This window comes from Rhizobium sp. BK650 (assembly GCF_014195325.1).
In the GTDB taxonomy this organism is placed as follows: domain Bacteria; phylum Pseudomonadota; class Alphaproteobacteria; order Rhizobiales; family Rhizobiaceae; genus Rhizobium.
The window spans coordinates 373,909-393,593 of sequence record NZ_JACIBK010000005.1; the positions used below are offsets into that span (position 1 = coordinate 373,909).

16 protein-coding genes are annotated in these 19,685 nt (G+C 60.9%); 6 read left to right on the plus strand and 10 right to left on the minus strand.

Annotation, left to right across the window (positions count from 1 at the left end):
* Window positions 1-35: 35 nt before the first annotated feature.
* The 3 genes from FHX15_RS15525 to FHX15_RS15535 all read right to left on the minus strand — a co-directional run bounded on the left by FHX15_RS15525 (window position 36) and on the right by FHX15_RS15535 (window position 4,110).
* Window positions 36-1,304, minus strand: a complete 1,269-nt coding sequence (locus FHX15_RS15525) for an ABC transporter substrate-binding protein (protein ID WP_184398525.1) — start codon at window positions 1,302-1,304, stop codon at window positions 36-38.
* 137 nt (window positions 1,305-1,441) lie between these two features.
* On the minus strand, window positions 1,442-2,527 hold the full coding sequence (locus FHX15_RS15530; RefSeq protein WP_184398527.1) for an ABC transporter ATP-binding protein: 1,086 nt from the start codon (window positions 2,525-2,527) through the stop codon (window positions 1,442-1,444).
* A 62-nt stretch (window positions 2,528-2,589) separates the two neighbouring features.
* Window positions 2,590-4,110: an alpha-N-arabinofuranosidase gene (locus tag FHX15_RS15535; RefSeq protein ID WP_184398529.1), complete on the minus strand. Its 1,521-nt coding sequence runs from the start codon at window positions 4,108-4,110 to the stop codon at window positions 2,590-2,592.
* A 256-nt stretch (window positions 4,111-4,366) separates the two neighbouring features.
* Here FHX15_RS15535 and FHX15_RS15540 point away from each other — a divergent pair, with 256 nt between their 5' ends.
* Entirely contained in the window at window positions 4,367-4,609 is a 243-nt protein-coding gene (locus FHX15_RS15540) for a DUF982 domain-containing protein (protein ID WP_184398531.1), read from the plus strand.
* A gap of 327 nt (window positions 4,610-4,936) precedes the next feature.
* Here the strand turns inward: FHX15_RS15540 and FHX15_RS15545 are convergent, their stop codons facing one another.
* From FHX15_RS15545 to FHX15_RS15565, 5 genes are all read right to left on the minus strand, one after another.
* A complete protein-coding gene (locus FHX15_RS15545) occupies window positions 4,937-6,571 on the minus strand; it encodes an FGGY-family carbohydrate kinase (protein ID WP_184398533.1) in 1,635 nt (544 codons plus the stop codon).
* A 126-nt stretch (window positions 6,572-6,697) separates the two neighbouring features.
* Complete coding sequence (locus FHX15_RS15550; protein WP_184398535.1) at window positions 6,698-7,426, minus strand: SDR family oxidoreductase; 729 nt, start codon at window positions 7,424-7,426, stop codon at window positions 6,698-6,700.
* 25 nt (window positions 7,427-7,451) lie between these two features.
* A complete protein-coding gene (locus tag FHX15_RS15555; RefSeq protein ID WP_184398537.1) occupies window positions 7,452-8,711 on the minus strand; it encodes a sugar ABC transporter permease in 1,260 nt (419 codons plus the stop codon).
* A complete protein-coding gene (locus tag FHX15_RS15560; RefSeq protein WP_210290720.1) occupies window positions 8,708-9,529 on the minus strand; it encodes an ATP-binding cassette domain-containing protein in 822 nt (273 codons plus the stop codon). The genes FHX15_RS15555 and FHX15_RS15560 overlap by 4 nt, the downstream gene beginning before the upstream one ends.
* A 70-nt stretch (window positions 9,530-9,599) precedes the next feature.
* A complete protein-coding gene (locus FHX15_RS15565; protein WP_184398539.1) occupies window positions 9,600-10,646 on the minus strand; it encodes a sugar ABC transporter substrate-binding protein in 1,047 nt (348 codons plus the stop codon).
* Window positions 10,647-10,920: 274 nt separating this feature from the next.
* Between FHX15_RS15565 and FHX15_RS15570 the strand changes: the two genes are divergently transcribed.
* Complete coding sequence (locus tag FHX15_RS15570; protein WP_184398541.1) at window positions 10,921-11,946, plus strand: substrate-binding domain-containing protein; 1,026 nt, start codon at window positions 10,921-10,923, stop codon at window positions 11,944-11,946.
* Between the two features lie 184 nt (window positions 11,947-12,130).
* Here FHX15_RS15570 and hutC read toward each other — a convergent pair whose 3' ends face one another.
* Window positions 12,131-12,856, minus strand: a complete 726-nt coding sequence (hutC, locus tag FHX15_RS15575) for a histidine utilization repressor (RefSeq protein ID WP_184398543.1) — start codon at window positions 12,854-12,856, stop codon at window positions 12,131-12,133.
* A 57-nt stretch (window positions 12,857-12,913) separates the two neighbouring features.
* Window positions 12,914-14,260 (minus strand): formimidoylglutamate deiminase, encoded by a 1,347-nt coding sequence (locus FHX15_RS15580; RefSeq protein WP_184398545.1) that lies wholly within the window; start codon window positions 14,258-14,260, stop codon window positions 12,914-12,916.
* Window positions 14,261-14,385: 125 nt separating this feature from the next.
* Between FHX15_RS15580 and hutI the strand changes: the two genes are divergently transcribed.
* From hutI to hutU, 4 genes are read left to right on the plus strand one after another with little or no spacing between them, the layout of a single operon-like run.
* Window positions 14,386-15,645 (plus strand): imidazolonepropionase, encoded by a 1,260-nt coding sequence (gene hutI, locus FHX15_RS15585; protein WP_184398548.1) that lies wholly within the window; start codon window positions 14,386-14,388, stop codon window positions 15,643-15,645.
* Window positions 15,642-17,177: a histidine ammonia-lyase gene (hutH, locus tag FHX15_RS15590; RefSeq protein ID WP_184398551.1), complete on the plus strand. Its 1,536-nt coding sequence runs from the start codon at window positions 15,642-15,644 to the stop codon at window positions 17,175-17,177. The genes hutI and hutH overlap by 4 nt, the downstream gene beginning before the upstream one ends.
* 1 nt (window position 17,178) lies before the next feature.
* On the plus strand, window positions 17,179-17,979 hold the full coding sequence (hutG, locus tag FHX15_RS15595; RefSeq protein WP_184398553.1) for an N-formylglutamate deformylase: 801 nt from the start codon (window positions 17,179-17,181) through the stop codon (window positions 17,977-17,979).
* Window positions 17,980-17,995: 16 nt separating this feature from the next.
* Window positions 17,996-19,684, plus strand: a complete 1,689-nt coding sequence (hutU, locus tag FHX15_RS15600) for a urocanate hydratase (protein ID WP_184398555.1) — start codon at window positions 17,996-17,998, stop codon at window positions 19,682-19,684.
* Window position 19,685 lies beyond the last annotated feature (1 nt).

Genomic DNA, 19,685 nt, shown 5'->3' on the forward strand with positions numbered 1-19,685 from the left:
GGGCTGGCCGGAGGTGCGCTCCGGCCAGCATCTCCTTACTTCTGGTTTTCCAGCTCTTCGCGCATCTGGTCGATCGCATCTTCCGGATCGAGCTGGCCATTGAGTGCGGGAACCACGAAGTTCTGGGTTGCCTCGTAGATCGGCCCGGCGACGCCTGCGAGCTTGGAGACCGGGTCGAAGACGGCCGTATTGGCGAGCTTCGCATAGGTGGCGTTCGGCTGCATTTCCTTGAATTCCTTGCTGTCCGTCACCGGCTTATAGGCAGGGATGTGGCCCGCACTTGCCCAGGAGATCGAGTGCTCGTTCATCCAGGCGATGACCTGCAGCACGGCCTTCAGCTTTTCGGGCGTGATCGGCTTACTCTCGCTGTTTGGAACAGCGAAGGAATGCGAGTCCGCCCACGTGGCCTGCGTTCCCATAAGGTTCGGGATTTCGATAGCACCCCATTCAAAGCCAAGATCTCCCTTCTTGGCGAGATCGACCATCGTCGGCACTTCCCAGACACCATTGATGTGCATCGCAGCCTTGCCTGAGGTAAAAAGCGCGATCGAGGCCTGATAGGAGATCAGCTTCGGCGAGTAGCCGGAGGAAACCCAGTTCGCCATGGTCTTCAGCGCCTTTACGCCGGCATCGCCGGGCAGGATCTGGTCACCGTCGATGAACTTGGCGCCCTGCTGAGACAGCAGCGTGTAGAAGACACGCCACATGGAGCCGCCTTCGTCCGTGTGCAGCGACAACGGATATTCGACCTTGCCCGTCGCCTTGATCTTGTCGAGCGCGGCATTGAAATTATCGAGACCGTCAAGACCTTTTGGCAAACCGTCATCGCCGAGCAGCCCGGCTTCCTTCAGGATGGTCTTGTTGTAATAGAGGACGATCGAATGGACGTCGAAAGGAATGCCGTAGACCTTGTTGTCAAAGGTCGCCTGCTTCCAGGCGGAATCGACATAGTTTTCCTTTTTGATGCCGGCAGATGCCAGTTCCTCATCCGTAAAGGGCCGCAGGATGCCGGTTGGAACAGCCAGCGGATAGCGCGACATGTGATAGGTCATGATGTCAGGCTGCTGGCCGACGGCGGCGGACGTCTGCACCTTGGTATAAAAAGGCACGCCCCATTCCAGCGTCGTCGCATTGATCTTGATGTCGGGATGCGTGTCGTTGAATTCCTTGATGAGCGCCTTCATCCGCACACCGTCGCCGCCGCCTAAGAAGTCCCACCAGGTAATGTCCGTCTGGGCGAATGCGGCTGCCGATGGCAGCAATGCGATTGCCGCCGAAACGGCAAGTTTTAAGAGCTTTCTCACGTTTGTTCCTCCTCTAAAGCATTGGGTTAAGCTCACCCCGCGGAGCGGGGCATCTCGTGTCGCGAACCTCCTCCTAAGGCGCGCGATCACGTCTCCTGCATTTCTTTCGGTCTCCGGACGCTCCGGACACCGTTCAATCAACTGAGCCTTCTGCCTTCGGCATCGAAAGCCAGCATTTCAGGCACTCTCAGCGAGAGGCTGATCTTCTCCTTCGGCTGAGGCCTGCTTTCGCGGCACTCGACGGTCATCTCCGCATTGGTTGCCGTCAGTACGTGAAGATATCCGGTGCCGCCGAGCTCTTCGGTAAACTCGGCCGTGACAGGCAGCATCAGGCCTGCGCTATCCGCGCCAAGCCCGATATGCTCGGGCCGCACGCCGACATTGATGGCCGCGCCCTCAGCGACGGGCGCGCGCGTCGGCAGCTCGAAAGCCTGACCCGGCGCATCATCGAGCTCGATGCGTGCCGATCCCTGGCCGGAAGCCACGACCTTGCCTTTGAGGAAATTCATCCCCGGCGAACCGATAAAGCCGGCGACAAACATGTTCTGCGGATTGCGGTAGAGTTCCAGCGGTGCGCCGACCTGCTGGACAACGCCTTCCTTCAAGACGACGATCTTGTCGGCGAGCGTCATCGCCTCGACCTGATCATGGGTGACATAGATCATCGTCGCCCCGATCTGCCGGTGCAGGCGGGCAATTTCCATGCGCATCTTCACGCGCAGTTCCGCGTCAAGGTTGGAGAGCGGCTCGTCGAACAGGAAAACCCGCGGCTCACGCACGATGGCGCGGCCGATCGCCACGCGTTGGCGTTGGCCGCCGGAGAGCTGGCTCGGCTTATGTTGGAGATAGTCGGTCAGACGCAGGATATCGGCAGCCGCCTTCACCTTCTCCTGAATCTCCGCCTTCGGCCGTTTGGCGATCGACAGGCTGAAGGCCATATTCTCGAAAACCGAAAGATGTGGATAAAGGGCATAGGACTGGAAGACCATGGCGACGCCGCGCTTCGATGCCTCCCGATGGGTCACATCCTCATTCTCAATCCTGATCTGCCCGCCGCTCGTTTCCTCGAGCCCGGCAATCATTCTCAGCAGCGTCGATTTTCCGCAGCCGGAAGGGCCGACGAAAACGGCAAACTCGCCCTGCTTGATCTCGATATCGACGCCGTGAATGACAGCGAAAGAGCCGAACGACTTCCTGACGTCAGTCAGTTTGATCCCAGACATATATCCTCCCGATTGGCACTTCAGACGGGGCAGCCTCCTCCGCTGCCCCGATGGCAATCAGCTCACGCCGCGGCTACGGAGAGCAGGATGAAATGATAGGATTTCGCTGGCAGCGACCCGGTGAGCCTGCCCTCGTCGGTGACCTGCAGGCCGGACCCTGCCTTCGGCACGATGCGGTTCTGATCCTCGACAGAGTTGCGGGCCTTGAGATCGTCGCCCACCATCGTGTGATGCTGGACGACCTTCGCGCCCTTGAAGCCCTGCAGGGCGATGTCGAGGTCGATCGCCTCGTCGAGGCTGCGGTTGATTGCAAAGAGCGCCATGCTCTTGCCGTCGTCGTGCAGCACGGCCGAGAGATCGAGATAGGGAACGTCCTGAGCTACCTCGCAATCATAGGTCGGACCGGACGAGGATACCGCCAGCGCAGTGCCGCGCCCGTATTTCGAGGCGAACTGCAGCGGGTAGTAGATCGACTGGCGCCAGGCCGGACCACCCGCCTTGGTCAGGATCGGGGCGATGACGTTGACGAGCTGCGCCATGCAGGCGATCTTGACGCGGTCGGAGCGGCGGATGAAAACGTTGATGAGCGAGGCGACGAAGATCGCATCCTCGAGATTGTAGAGCTCTTCGAGCAGCGGTGGGGCTTCCGGCCAATCCCAGTTCTTGTAGCGCTGATCGTCTTCCTTGCGGTCGTGGTACCAGACGTTCCATTCGTCGAAGCAGATTTTCACGTCGCGCTTGGAGCGCTTCTTCGCCTTGATATAGTCGATGACGCCACCGATCGTGACGATATAGCGATCGAGCTCTATCGCCTTGGCATAGTAGTTCAGCGTATCGTTTTCTTCATTGCCGAAATACTTGTGCAGCGAGATGTAGTCGACGCTGTCGTAGCTCGCGTCGAGAACCTGCGCTTCCCATTCGGGATAGGTCTTCATCTTATCGTTCGACGAGCCGCAGACCACGGTTTCGAGCGTCTTGTCGAAATATTTGAAGGCCTTGCTGACTTCATTGGCAAGCAGACCATATTCCGTCGCGGTCTTATGGCCGACCTGCCAGGGGCCGTCCATCTCATTGCCAAGGCACCAGATGCGGACATTGTGCGGGTCCTTGTATCCGTGCTTGGCGCGCAGGTCGCTCCAATAGGTGCCACCCGGATGATTACAATATTCGAGGAAATTACGGGCGTCGTTCAAGCCGCGCGAACCGAGGTTCATGGCCAGCATCATCTCAGTCTTGGCGAGCTTCGACCAATCGGCGAATTCGTTGACGCCCATCTGGTTGGTCTCACGCGTGCGCCAGGCGAGGTCAAGGCGCGTCGGGCGCTGTTCTCGCGGCCCGATGCCATCTTCCCAATGGTAGGCTGAGACGAAATTGCCGCCGGGATAACGCACGATCGGCATATCGAGATCGCGCACCATATCAAGAACGTCGCTACGGAACCCGTCCTTATCAGCGTTTTCATGACCCGGCTCGTAGATACCAGTGTATACGGCGCGACCCATATGCTCCAGGAAGGAGCCGTAAACACGCTTGTCAACGTTCGAAATCGTAAATTCCCTGTTCAGGGTCGCCTTAGCCTGCATGGATGTTCCTCGTTTATTGAATTTGATTTTTGCAGAAGCTAAGCTTGGAATTTTTTTAAATCAAGTAATATGTTTTGTATCATAAAAACAGATTTACTAACCTGGATGGGCCCCGAAATCTGTGAAGAGCCTGCCTGTCCGAGCGACTGCAATCTGGCACGAGCTCGGTAAACGCCGCCGCCAACCAATGGCTCGAAGGGCGGGAACAAATTTCTCATCTGCGACGTTGTGGCGCCCGGGACAGGAGGAGCAAAAAATGCCCAACACGCAATGGAACGAACCCGTCGAAATCGTATTCGGTCACGCGGGGTCCCGAATCGTTACGGGCCCGTTCGACGCGCTTATCTATCTCCACGACATGTGGCCGCAGCGAACGGGAGCCAAATTCGTCAAGGCAAGCAATGCCTGCAAAGGTGCGGTCGAGGGACGCGTGAGCATGGAAACGGCCAGGGCAGATTTTCTCGCCGCGGCGGAAGAAGCAAAGCTGACCAAGCACTGAACCTTTTCGAGCGGATGTGCAGACCACGCCCGCTCTTTCGCAACAGAGGGAGGCTCAATGCGCGCCTTGTTGATATCGCTCCTATGCCTGGCAACAACGCCGGGTCTCGTGGTCCCGGCCATGTCTGCCGACATGATACAAGGTTATCAGCGGCCGCCGGTCGTCAAGCATCGTTCAAGGCCCGTCATTCGGGCCCATTACGTCGAGCACCGGCGCCTCGATTGCAGCGATATGATTGTCGAATATCGCTACATACCGCACACCGAGATCGTGACCGTGTGCCATCCCATCAGATGGTAAAGAAAGCCCTTCAGGATCATGCGCTCGTCAGGCCTGCCGCAATGTCCTCGCCAGCGTCTGGAGTTGCTTGAAACCTTCATAACGCTTCGCATGAAGATCGGCGACCATGCCTTGCGTCGGCGGATAAGTCTCCGCGGCGGTCGAGAGTTTCGTCATTGCCGCACGCACATCGGCAAACAGCCCACCGGCAACAGCGCCCAGGATGGCAGCGCCCAGCAGGACCGGCTCTTCGGCCGTCGTCGCGACCACTGGCTTTCCGCTCGCATCGGCAAGGATCTGGCGCACGAAATGGTGCTGGCCGGCACCGCCGCTGATGACGACATTGTCGACGATAACACCGGCATCGGCTTGCGCGTCGATGATTTGTCTCAGGCCATATCCGATACCGCACAGGCCGGCGACATAAAGCCAGACCAGACTGTCGAGATCCCGTTCCATATCAAGCCCGGCGATAACGGCGCGGGCATGCGGATCGGCAAAGGGCGCGCGATTGCCGAGAAATTCTGGAACCACATGCAGGCCGGCAACGAACTTGACAGCTTCTGAAGCGTGGCCAGCCTTCTGTGCTGCCATGTCGGCGAGCAAGACCGGCAGTGGAACGCCATTGGCGTTAGACAGCTCACTGGCCTCACCGGCGGCCGGATGGAAGGACAGCAACTGGTCGATGGCGGCGCCTGCCGCGCTCTGGCCGCCCTCATTCAGCCACATGCCTGGCACCATCGCCGAATAATAGGGACCCCAGACACCGGGCACAAAGGCCGGCTCTAGCGTCGAGGTCATGGTGCAGGACGAGGTGCCGAAGACGTAGCCGAGATTGGCCTGGGGGCCCGACCCGATGCCGACGGTTCCGAGCCCGCCTGCATGGGCATCGATCAGGCCGGCAGCGACGGCGGTTCCCTCAACGAGCCCAAGTTCCTCTGCCGCAACCGCCGTCAGCCCCTGGCCAAGCGCAAACCCCGGCTCGACGATCGCCTGGCCGATGCGCGCAAAGCCGTCGTCGGCGAGTAGGCCAAGACCGATCTGATGGAAGTATGATGCGTCCCAGCGCTTCTCATGGGCAAGGTAGGTCCATTTGCAGGTGACCGTGCAGGTGGAACGCGACAGATCGCCCGTCGCCCGCCAGGTCAGGAAATCAGCCAAATCGAAGAATTGCCAGGCGGCTTGGAAAACCTGCGGGCGGTTCTCCTTCAGCCAGAGCAGCTTCGGCGTTTCCATCTCGGGCGAGATGCGACCGCCGACATAGTGCAGCACGTCGTGACCAAGCGCATTGATGCGTTCTGCCTGGGGGACGGCACGGTGGTCCATCCAGACGATGATATTGCGGTTGGGATCTTCGGACGGGCCGACGGCAAGCGGCTTGCCGCCCTCGCCGAGCACGACGAGCGAGCAGGTGGCGTCGAAACCGAGACCCGCTACGGATGCGGGATCGATGCCGCTTTCGTGAACGACCTCACGAACAGCTGCGCAGACAGCAGTCCAGATCTCGTTGCTCGACTGCTCGACAATGGCGCCCGGCTCGTGAAACAGCGTGATATCCCGCTTGGCGGATACAAGCATCCGGCCATCAAGGTCGAACAGGCCGGCGCGGGCGCTGCCGGTGCCGACATCGACGCCGATGACATGCTTGGCACCCGCTGATGGCGTGTGTGAAGTGTCGCTCATGATCTCTCGATTCAAATCGGCAGTTTCAGGTTCTAGAGCATGTCCGTTTTCTTCAAATGACAGGCAAGCCCCATCTCTTTGTTTTCACGCAATTGCAGCAAACCGCTACGCGCTTTGCTGCCAATCTCAGAGGTCGACGCTGTTGGGCAGGATGACCAGATCGCGGACCGTCACATTGCGCGGCCGCGACAGCATGAAGAGCACGGCATCGGCGACCTCCTTCGGCTGCATTAAGCTGCCATTGGCGAGCGCCTCTTCCATCTTGGCCTTCGGCCAATCGTCGAGCAGAGCGGTGACGACCGGTCCCGGCAGCACGGCGCCGACCCGAACGCCATGCTGGGCGACCTGGCGTCGGGTGGAGTGGACGAAGGCCTGAACGGCGAATTTCGAGGCCGTATAGATCGGCTCCCAGACGACCGGCACGACGCCTGCAATCGAACTCGTGAAGAGAATGTCGCCGAACTTCTGCGCGATCATGTGCGGCAGCACTGCATGGACCGAGCGGAAGGCGGCGTTGATGTTAAGGTTGAGCATGCGGTCCCAGGCATCAGGATCGCCTTCGGCGATGGGGCCGCCGATATAGGCACCGGCATTGGCGTGGAAAATGTCGAGACGGCCGGCCAATTCTAAAATGCGCGGCAGCATGCCGGAGACCTGAGGACCGTCGAGAAGATCGACGACGAGCGGCAGAGCGCCCTCGCCGATCTCCCTGCAGAGCGCCTCAAGCTTGTCCTTGGCACGATCGACGAGCACGACCGTTGCGCCCTCGGCATGGAGTGTGCGGGCGCATTCAAGGCCGATTCCCGATGCCGCACCGGTGATGGCGGCAACCTTGCCCTTCATGAGGTCAGTCATGCAAATACTCCTTGAGAATGTGTCATCAGGCGCGGCCGTGACTGACACGGGATCGGCGGGCAAGTGAATCGACGATGACGGCGATCGCGAGAACAGCGCCTGTGATCATGTAGCGAAGCGACGAACTGAGGTTGAGAAGCGTCAGCCCGTTGGAAATCGCCTGGATGACGATGATACCAAGCAGGGCCGAATAGGCGCTGCCACGGCCGCCGAACAGGCTGGTGCCGCCGATAACCGCCGCCGCAATGGCGTTGAGGTTTACGTCGCCGGTGCCGGCCTGCTGGCTGGAGGAGGCGAGCCGCGAGGCGGACAGAATGCCGCCGATCGTGGCAAGCGTCGAGCAGAGCACGAAGGCGCTGAGGTAGATGCGGCGCACATTGATGCCGGCGCGCCGCGCTGCTTCGCGATTGCCGCCGACGGCAAACATCGAGCGTCCCCATTTGGTACGGGTCAGCCCATAATTCAGGATAATAGCAATGGCGACGAAGAGACCGAACATCCACGGCACGCCGCGGCCGAGATTGAGATAATAGACGGCAAATTCGAGAGCTGCTGTCAGCACGATTGCTTTGATCGCCAGCGCACCAACGGGAGGCGACGAGAGATTGGACGCCTGGCGCTGGCGGCGCTTGCGCATTTCATTGACGACAAGGGTGATACCCGGCAGCAGTGCCAGCAGATAGGATAGCCAGTCGGGCATGACGAGGATCTGGCCGAAGCGGACGAGCGGCGAGGCATAGGGTAGATTGATGCTCCCTGTCGGTCCAAGGATATAGAGCTGCATGCCGAGGAGCGCGAGCAGGCCGGCAAGCGTGGCGACGAAGCTTGGCATGCCGAGCCTGTTATAAAGCACCGCGTAGAGCGAGCCGACGACAATGCCGGCAACGATTGCAACCAGGATCGCCAGCGGGATCGGCCAGCCCATATTGACCCAGAGCACGCCGAGAATGGCGGAGGAAAGCCCACTCATCGAGCCGACCGATAGATCGATCTCGCCGAGCATCAGTACGCAGACGATACCGAGCGAGATGACGCCAACAGTGGCGCAGTCGAACAGCAGGTTGACGAGGTTATTGGGCGCCAGGAACACCGGGTTGAGCAGCGAAAAGACCGTCGAAATGACGATTAGGCCGACGAAAACCGGCAGCATGCCGAGATCGCCCGAGCGGACGCGGTCGAAGAAGGCCTTGACCATGCCTGTAACATTGTCGTCGTGGCGCACCCGTTCGTCGCTGCGGTCAAGCGCGGCCGGCTGGCGGATAGTCTCTGACATCTTCTGGCTCATGCAGGCCTCCCGCTGGTTTCGTGGGCAGCGCCCGTCTTGCGCTCGATCCGCCGGGAGACCGCGTTTTCAGTAGCGCCGGTAATTGCGGCAACGAGTTCCTGGTTGGATGAATCGGGCGTGAAGACACCGTTGTTGCGCCCGAGGCGCAGCACGACGATGCGGTCGGCCACCGCACGCACGTCTTCCATATTGTGGCTGATGATGATGACGCCGAGGCCGCGTTCGCGCACCCGCTCTATGAGGTTCAGCACTTCCGCGGTCTGGGCGACGCCGAGAGCCGCGGTCGGCTCGTCGAGCATGATGATCTTCGGATCGAGCAGCAGCGAGCGTGCAATGGCGACCGTCTGCCGCTGGCCACCCGAAAGCGAGGCGATCGGCTCGCGTACCGAGGGGATGCGGGCGGCAAGCTCTCTCAAAAGGGTCCAGGCGCGGACTTCCATGGCGACCTCATCGAGGCTCCAGGGAGAAAGTTCATGGCCGAGGAAAAGGTTGGCGACGACATCGAGATTTTCGCAGAGCGCGAGATCCTGGAAGACAGTGGCAATACCGAGTTCCAGGGCCTTGCCGGGACTGTCGAGCGTCACGTTCTGGCCGCAAAATTCGATCGTTCCGGACGAGGGTTGATGCACGCCCGCCAGGATCTTGATCAGCGTCGACTTGCCGGCACCGTTATCACCGACCAGTGCCACGACCTCGCCGGCCTTCACGTCGAGCTCGATATCGCTCAGTGCCGACACCGCACCGAAATTCTTGTAAATATTGCTCAACCGGAGGATCGTTTGACCCTTCTGCGGCATATCCTTCACATCCCTGCTCATTGGGGGCAGTCCTTCTTGCCATAGTGGCATCCGGCTGCAACGGGCGCAGCCGGAGCTTACTCAAGCGCGGTTAGTTGGTGATGCCAAGCTTCTTGCAGCCTTCGGCATATTCGCCGGTGCAGATCTGCTCGGGCGTCTGGATCTTCTTGTCGAAGATTTCGGCCTTGATGTTCTCCGCCGTCACAACGGCGGGGATGAAGAGCTGCGACGGTGTATTGTAGAGCGTCGTCTTGGCTTCCGGCTTTTCACCCTTGATCATCTTGACCGCAACATTGGCAGCGGCTGCCGCGACGATTTCGGATGGTTTGGAGATCGTGTTGTACTGGTCGCCGGAGATGATCAGCTGGAGGGCTGCGATAGTCGCGTCATTGCCGGTGACCGGCGGAACCGGCTTGACGCCGGCGGCCTTGAAGGCGGCAATCGCGCCACCGGCCGTACCGTCATTGGCGGCAACGACACCCTTGATGTCGGCGCCGAAGCGGGTGATCTGGCCGGCAGCCCATTCCTGTGCCTTCGGCGGCGCCCATTCCGGCGTGTCGAATTCAGCAAGCGTCTTATAGGTAGATTCCTTGAGGCCGCGATGGATGCCGTCGCGGATCAGGCCGGCTGCCGCATCGGTCGGCGAGCCATTGATTTCGAGCACGCCCGCTCCATCGGCAACGCCTGAAGCCTTCAGGTGCTCGACGAGCGACTTGGCAATCGCATAGCCGATGCCTTCATTGTCGAAGGAAACGTAGTAATCCGCCGGCTTGTCCGGGATCGGGCGGTCATACGCAATGACCTTGACGTCCTGTGACTGAGCGATCTCGACGAGGCCAGCCGCAGCAGCGGAATCGACGGGGTCGAGGACGACGATCTTGGCGCCCTGGGCGATTACCGAGTTGAACTGCTGCTGCTGCAGAGACGCATCGGCATTGGCGTTTTGGTAGACGACGGTGCACTTCGGGCACAGCTTTTCCATCTCGGCCTTGAAGCCGGGGAAGTCGTGCTGCTCATAACGGGTGGATGCCTGATCGGGCATCAGGAAAGCGACAGTCGCAGCTTCCTGAGCCGAAACTGCACCAGCAAGACCCATGAAAACGGTCGCTGAGGCCATAAGCAAATTGCGATAATTCATTTTCTCCTCCTTGGTGTGATCGAATGACAGGCCCAGGCATTGCTGGTAGTCACCACGGTTTGCCCGCTCGCCGCCGCCTTCGCCGCCACAAAAGCGACGCGCAAAACGCCCCTGCAAAAAGCACGGCCTTCCCGCAGCTTCTTAGAAATACCTCCCTGCACCGGCATTACGAGCCGGACTGTATCATCGATTGCGCATGCCTGCTCAATCGATGAAGCAACAATTGCCACTTCTGCCGTTTGATGTCAAGTTAGCCCAAACGGAGAGGGCCATTTTGACTCAGGTGAAGCAGGCGAAGCGGACGACGATTTACGACCTGGCGGAGCTGGCCGGCACGTCGGCAAGTGCTGTCAGCGCCGTGCTCAACGGCAACTGGAAGAAGCGTCGGATCAGTGCCCAGCTTGCCGAAAAGATCATACGGATCGCCGAGGAGCAGGGGTATGCGCTGAACATGCAGGCAAGCCTGCTCAGGCGCGAAAAGTCCCACATTATCGGCATGATCGTGCCGAAATACGACAACCGCTATTTCGGCTCGATCGTCGAAACATTCGAAGACATGGCCCGGGCGCGCGGTCTCTTCCCGATCATCACCTGCACGCGCCGTGATCCGCAGCTCGAGGTCGAGGCGGCGCGCACCATGCTTTCCTATCAGGTCGAATGCCTGATCGCGACGGGTGCCACCGATCCCGACCGAATCACCGAAATGTGTGCGGCAGCCGGCGTGCGCAGCCTCAATCTCGACCTGCCCGGCACGCTTGCCCCCTCGGTCATCTCGGACAATTTTGCCGGCGCCCGCGAGTTGACGCGCCGCATCCTCAAAAACAGCGAGCAGAGGCTCGGGAAAATGGAGCCCTTGCTCTTCATCGGCGGGCGTGGCAGCGACCACAACACGGCCGAACGTATAAGGGGATTTCGTGAGGCGCATGCCGATCTCGGCGTTGCCGTTTACGAGGAGAATATCCTGGCCTGCGGTTATGCGCCGGAAAAGGCCGAGAAGGCACTGGACGAGCGCGCCCTTGATGGCAATGCCCTGCCGAAAGGCATGTTCGTCAATTCGACGATCTCCCTTGAGGGCGTCATGCGCTGGATCCGCCGCTCCGGCCACCTGGACGATCGCAGCCTGGTGCTCGGTTGTTTCGACTGGGACCCCTTCGTCACCCTGCTCGGCAACGGCATCGAGATGGTGCGTCAGGATGTGCCGGGCATGCTGACGAAAGTGTTCGAACTCATCGAATCCGGTGCAAGCAAGCCTATTGTCATCCAGGTGCCGCCGCTCATCCCGCAAGCGCAGGAGGCTTAGACGCTTGCGCTGGCCGGGAACCGCTTAATTCCTACCGCCTGATCGTAAGCGCCGACCTTGGCAATACCCTGTTTGAGGGATGTTGACGGCGGGAAAATCGCTTTCTAAGGAAAGCGTCGACCCAGTGCGGCGGCAATAATAGTCGTCCGGTCGAGGTGACGGGCGCTTTTTATCGAGAAATCAATTATTTCACCGCTTCCGGTGTGAAGCGAGCATAGAGCGCATGGCGATTGCCAGGATAGACGAAGCGCACATGGGTGACGGGGCCGGATTTGTTCCAGGTGCGTCGTTCGACGACGAGGCATGCGGTCGTCTCGGGGATGGAAAGCATGGCGCCCTCCTCCTCGTCGACGCCGATTGCGAAGATCTTGTGCTCGGCCGCACTCCAGGGAACTTGGCTTAAGAGCCACGGGCCGGGCGCCGTGTCCTCGAAGCCCTGATCGGCAGCCTCGGGGACGGTCTGGAGATTGATCAGACGCTTCTCCAGGCAGAAGGGCTGCGATCCGGCATAATGGGTGCAGATGATTTCGATCAGGTTGGAATTCTGCTGCAGCTCCAGCATCTGCCGATCCTGCGCCTGCGCTTTTCTCCGGACACGCTTTGCGACCTTGTAGGAATAGGCGAGATTGAGGGACTGCACCTCGGCCTTGATATCGTGGATCTCGAGCACCGCGGATTGTGCCTGCGGTTGAATGACGAAGCTGCCGGATTTCTTCCGCCGCTCGATGAGTCCCGCCTTCACCAGCTGGGTCAGCGCCTTGTTCACCGTCATGCGGGAGCAATCGTATTGTTTCGTCAGCTCTACCTCGAACGGGATTCGATAGCCGGGCGGCCATTCGCCCGAGACGATACGGCCCTCGATATCGCCGAGGATACGCTGGTGTAAGGTCGTTTCCTTGGGTTCATTCATCGTCGCGCTCCAGCTCTTCTTCCGCTCTAACGCCTTGGAAGCGCCGGGGAAAGATTGTCATGCCGCCAGGAGCTCGTTCATGGCAGTCCCAAACCGGCGGTCAATCAGGTCGCGCCGCAGGTGGCGGCCATTTTCGACCTGCTTGCGGCCGAGCGCCCAGAGGCTGTCGACCGCCACGCCACCGGCAAAGATCCAATGATCGATGAGCCTGTCCTCGGAAAGGTAGGAAACGGCACTGATATCGAGCGATATGATGTCGGCATAGTTGCCCGCCACAAGGCCTGAAGGCGACTTCAATGCCGCACCGCCGCCGGTAAGCGCGTGCTCGAAGAGGGCCCGCCCGGTGGAGCCGCCGGCGGTGGCGACGACATTGCGGGCACGCAGCGCCAGTCGCTCGGAATATTCGAGTTGGCGAAGCTCCTCGGCAACGGAAATCAGAATATTGGAATCCGAGCCGATGCCAAAGCGCCCGCCTTCCGACAGGAACAGGGGCGCAGAGAAAGTGCCATCGCCGAGATTGGCTTCGGTGATCGGGCAGAGGCCGGCAATGGCGCCGCTTTTTGCCATCCGCCGCGTTTCGTCCTCGCTCATATGGGTCGCGTGGATGAGGCACCAGCGCTGATCGACCGGCGCATGATCGAGCAGCCACTGGACAGGTCTTGCGCCGGACCAGGCGATGCAATCCTCGACCTCCTTGACCTGTTCGGCGACGTGAATGTGGATCGGACCCTCGCCGGCAAGCCGAATGGCAACGGCGAGTTCGTCCGGTGTGACGGCGCGCAAGCTGTGTGGCGCGACGCCGATCTCTGCACCCGCAAGCCTGCCCGTGACTTGCCGGCAGCCATCCATCAGCCGCACAAAATCATCGGCGGAATTGATGAAGCGGCGCTGTCCCTCGATGGGAGCGGCTCCGCCGAAGCCGGAATGGGCGTAGAGCACCGGCAGCAGCGTCAATCCTATACCGGCCTCCGCACTTGCAGCGCCGATGCGTTCCGCCATTTCGGCGATATTGGCATAGGGGCTGCCGTCCTTGTCGTGATGCAGATAGTGGAATTCGCCGACGCGGCAAAAGCCGGCTTCCAGCATTTCCATATAGAGCTTGGCTGCCACCGCCTCGACGTGGTCAGGCGTCATCGAAAGTGCGAACTTGTACATGACGGTGCGCCAGCTCCAAAAGCTGTCATTGGCCGGGCCGCGGACTTCGGCAAGCCCCGCCATTGCCCGCTGAAAGGCGTGACTATGAAGGTTCGGCATCGCCGGCAAAAGAACGGCATGGCGCTCGTCTCCGGCAGCAGGCACGACATCAGTCTCGATCGCAGCAATTCGCCCATCTGCAAGCGTCAGGCGCACATTTTTGCGCCAGCCTTCGGCCAGCAAAGCCGTCGCTGCATGAAGTCTCGTCATGATCGCTCTCCCGTTTCATAGTTGACCCTGTCCGCTTGTCTTTATGCGAAAGGCCATAAATTTCCACTTGTCACGCTTTCGATTATGTATATACATATTCCGCCATAAGGAAAGGCGTAAAGCTGATGAGTGGGGACAAATTTTCCGGATCGGGCCACAGTTCCAGCGCCCGCTCGCTTTGGCGCAACGCGCGCCTGGCGAGCCTGCGGGAGGATCTGCCGGGCCTTGGCATCATCGAAAAAGGCGCCGTCGTTTACGAAGGCGGGCGCATTCTTTTTGCCGGGCCGGAAGGCGAGCTGCCGTCCTGGCTGATCGAGGCGGCCGAGATTACCGATCTCGAAGGTCGCTGGGTCACGCCCGGCCTCGTCGATTGCCACACGCATATCGTCTATGGCGGCAACCGCGCCCGGGAATTCGAGATGCGGCTTAAAGGCGCGACCTATGAAGAGATTGCACGTGCCGGCGGCGGCATCGTCTCCTCCGTGAAGGCGACCAACGCACTCACCGTCGAAGGTCTCATCGAAGCCGCGCTGCCGCGGCTCGACACGCTGATCTCGGAAGGCGTCACCACGATCGAGATCAAGTCCGGCTACGGGCTCAATATCGAGGCCGAGCTGAAGATGCTGCGCGTCGCCCGCGCCCTCGCAGATCACCGGCCGGTGCGGGTCATCACCTCCTATCTCGGCGCCCATGCGACACCCGTCGAATACAAGGGACGCAACTACGATTACATTTCCGATGTCGTCCTGCCGGGGCTTGAGCGGGCACGTGCCGAAGGCCTCATCGATGCCGTCGACGGTTTCTGCGAAGGCATTGCCTTCTCGCTCGATGATATTGCACGCGTCTTCGACAAGGCCCGTTCGCTCCGGATTCCCGTCAAGCTCCATGCCGAGCAGCTCTCCAATCTTGGCGGCGCGAAACTCGCCGCCTCCTACGGCGCCCTTTCGGCGGACCATCTGGAATATCTGGACGAAGATGGTGCGCGGGCAATGGCGGTGTCCGGCACGGTTGCCGTCCTGCTTCCGGGTGCCTTCTACGCGATCAACGAAAAGCAGAAGCCGCCGGTCGAGGCCCTGCGGCAGGCGGGTGTCCATATCGCTGTTGCCACCGACTGCAATCCCGGCACGTCACCGCTCACCTCTCTGCTGCTCACCATGAACATGGCGGCGACACTGTTCAGGCTGACGGTGGAAGAATGCATCGCTGGTGCTACCCGCGAAGGCGCCCGCGCCCTCGGCCTGCTTGAAGAAACCGGCACGATCGAAGCCGGTAAGTCGGCCGATCTGGCGATCTGGGACATCGAGAGCCCTGCCGAGCTGGTTTACCGCATCGGCTTCAACCCACTTCATGCACATGTTTTTAAGGGCCAGAGGATCGACCGATGACCATCACCCTCCATCCAGGTTCCGTTTCGCTTCAGGACCTTGCAACCATCTATTGGACGGGCGTTCCGGCTAAGCTCGACCCGTCCTTCGACGCTGGCATCGTCAAGGCGGCCAACCGCATCGCCGAGATCGCCGCCGGCAATGCGCCGGTCTACGGCATCAACACCGGCTTCGGCAAGCTCGCCTCGATCAAGATCGACAATGCCGATGTGGCAACCCTGCAGCGCAATCTGATCCTGTCGCATTGCTGCGGCGTCGGCGAACCGCTGCCGGAAAATGTCGTGCGCCTGATCATGGCGCTGAAGCTCGTTTCGCTTGGCCGCGGCGCCTCCGGCGTGCGTCTGGAGCTGGTGCGGCTGATCGAGGCAATGATGGCGCGCGGTGTCATCCCGGTCATTCCGGAAAAAGGCTCGGTCGGCGCTTCTGGCGATCTCGCGCCGCTTGCCCATATGACGGCCGTGATGATGGGCCATGGCGAAGCCTTCTTCAGCGGCGAAAGGCTGCATGGCGCAACCGCACTTCTAAGGGCTGGACTGCAGCCCGTCGTGCTCGCAGCCAAGGAAGGGCTGGCGCTCATAAATGGCACGCAGACGTCGACGGCGCTCGCGCTCGCCGGCCTGTTCCGCGCCCACCGGGCGGCGCAATCGGCGCTGGTTACCGGCGCCATGTCCACCGACGCGGCCATGGGCTCGTCGGCGCCATTCCATCCGGATATCCACACGCTGCGCGGCCACCGCGGCCAGATCGATACGGCAGCAGCCTTACGCGCCCTTCTCGAAAACTCGCCGATCCGCCAGAGCCATATCGAGGGTGACGAGCGTGTTCAGGATCCCTATTGCATCCGCTGCCAGCCGCAGGTCGACGGCGCCTGCCTCGATCTGTTGCGCTCGGTTGCCCGCACGCTGGAGATCGAAGCCAATGCCGTGACCGACAATCCGCTGGTGCTGTCGGACAATTCCGTCGTCTCAGGCGGCAATTTCCACGCCGAGCCTGTAGCCTTTGCCGCCGATCAGATTGCCCTTGCCGTCTGCGAAATCGGCGCGATCGCCCAGCGCCGTATCGCGCTGCTCGTCGATCCCGCCCTTTCCTACGGCCTGCCGGCCTTCCTTGCCAAGAAGCCGGGCCTGAATTCCGGCCTGATGATCGCCGAGGTTACCTCTGCCGCACTGATGAGCGAGAACAAGCAGATGTCGCATCCGGCCTCCGTCGATTCGACGCCGACATCGGCCAATCAGGAAGACCATGTCTCCATGGCCTGCCACGGCGCGCGCCGGCTTTTGCCGATGACCGAAAATCTCTTTGCGATCATCGCCATCGAGGCGCTGACAGCCGCGCAAGGGGTGGAGCTTCGCGCCCCGCTCGCGACCAGCCCCGAGCTCAAGAAGGCGATCGCCGCCATCCGCGCTGTCGTACCGTCGCTCGAAGAGGATCGCTACATGGCGAACGACCTGAAGGCGGCCACAGTGCTCATTGCCAGCGGCGCGCTCAACGCATCCGTTTCAAGCGGCATTCTGCCGGCTCTGGAGGCCTGACATGTCCGTTTTCGAGGTCAAGCAAGGCACTTCCCCCGTCATCCTCGGCTTTCCGCATACCGGCACCGAAGTCCCTTCCGATATCTGGGAGCGCCTGAACGACAACGGCCGGCTGCTTGCCGATACCGACTGGCACATCCACCGGCTCTATGACGGGTTGCTCGGCAATCCGACGACGGTGCGCGCAACCTTCCATCGCTATGTGATCGATGCCAACAGGGACCCTTCCGGCACCAGCCTCTATCCCGGCCAGAACACGACCGGGTTGATCCCGGAGACCGATTTCGACGGCAAGGCGATCTGGAAGGATGGGGCAGCGCCGATCGAGGCCGATATCGCCGTCAGGCTGCGCGATTTTCATGCGCCTTATCATGCCGCTCTGGCGGCCGAGATCGAACGGGTCAAATCCATTCATGGCATCGCCGTTCTTTACGACTGCCACTCCATCCGCTCCCACATTCCTTTCCTCTTCGAGGGCAAATTGCCGGATTTCAATATCGGCACGGATATGGGCAAGACTTGCGATCCGGCCATCGAGCACGCGGCCATCGCCGTCGCATCGGCTGCAGCGGGCTACGACAGCATCCTAAACGGTCGCTTCAAGGGCGGCTGGACGACGCGCCATTACGGCAAGCCGGCAACCGGTGTCCATGCCATCCAGATGGAGCTCGCCCAATCCACACACCTTGCAAGCGAAGCGCCGCCCTTCGCTTATGACGGCGAGAAAGCCGATAACCTGCGCATTCACCTAAAGTCCATTCTGACGCGGATCGAAGAGATCGCGCTTGGTCTGAAACGCTAAAAAAGGGAACATCACCATGACCGTAAATCCGCGCCACAATATCCGCGAAATCCGTGCCCCCCGCGGGCCAGAGCTGAACGCCAAGAGCTGGATGACCGAAGCGCCACTGCGCATGCTCATGAACAATCTCGACCCCGATGTCGCCGAAAACCCGCATGAGCTCGTCGTCTATGGCGGCATCGGCCGCGCCGCACGCACCTGGGATGATTTCGACCGCATCGCTGCCACGCTGAAGACGCTGAACGACGACGAAACGCTACTGGTACAGTCCGGCAAGCCGGTCGGCGTGTTTCGCACTCACAAGGATGCCCCGCGTGTGCTGATTGCCAATTCCAACCTTGTGCCGCACTGGGCGACCTGGGATCATTTCAACGAGCTCGACAAGAAGGGCCTTGCCATGTACGGCCAGATGACGGCCGGCTCGTGGATCTATATCGGCACGCAGGGCATCGTCCAAGGCACCTACGAAACCTTCGTCGAGGCTGGGCGCCAGCACTATAATGGCGACCTCAGGGGCAGATGGATCCTGACCGGTGGTCTTGGCGGAATGGGCGGCGCCCAGCCGCTCGCCGCCGTGATGGCCGGCGCCTGCTGCCTCGCCGTCGAATGCGACGAAACCCGCATCGATTTTCGCCTGCGTACCCGCTATGTCGACGAAAAGGCTCACACGCTGGACGAAGCGCTGGAAAAGATTTCGCGCTGGACCAAGGCTGGCGAAGCAAAGTCCGTCGGCCTGGTTGGCAATGCCGCCGAAATCTTCCCGGACCTGGTGGCCCGCATGAAGGCCGGCGGACCGCGCCCGGACATCGTCACCGACCAGACCTCGGCGCATGACCCGCGCAACGGCTATCTGCCGGTCGGCTGGAGCGTCGCCGAAGCCAAGGCCAAGCGTGAAACCGATCCGAAGGCCGTTGAAGCGGCCGCCCGCGCCTCGATGAAGGCGCATGTCGAAGCCATGGTCGCCTTCTGGGATGCCGGCGTTCCCACACTCGACTATGGCAACAATATCCGCCAGGTCGCCAAGGACGAAGGCTTGGAAAACGCCTTCGCCTTCCCGGGTTTCGTGCCGGCCTATATCCGTCCGCTCTTCTGCCGCGGCATCGGCCCGTTCCGCTGGGCGGCACTGTCAGGCGATCCGGAGGATATCTACAAGACCGACGCCAAGGTGAAGGAGCTGCTGCCCGACAACAAGCACCTGCACAACTGGCTCGACATGGCCAAGGAGCGCATCGCCTTCCAGGGCCTGCCAGCGCGCATCTGCTGGGTTGGTCTCGGCGACCGCCACAAGCTCGGCCTTGCCTTCAACGAGATGGTCAGGAACGGCGAACTCAAGGCGCCTATCGTCATTGGTCGCGACCACCTCGATTCCGGTTCCGTCGCTTCGCCGAACCGCGAGACCGAAGCAATGAAGGACGGCTCGGATGCCGTGTCCGACTGGCCGCTCTTGAACGCTCTTCTGAACACCGCCTCGGGCGCCACCTGGGTGTCGCTGCATCATGGCGGCGGCGTCGGCATGGGCTTTTCGCAGCATTCGGGCATGGTCATCTGCGCCGACGGCACTGATGACGCGGCCCGCCGCCTCGGAAATGTTCTCTGGAACGATCCGGCGACCGGTGTCATGCGCCACGCCGATGCCGGCTATGACATCGCCATCGACTGCGCCAAGGAAAAGGGCCTGCGCCTGCCCGGCATCCTCGGAAACTGAA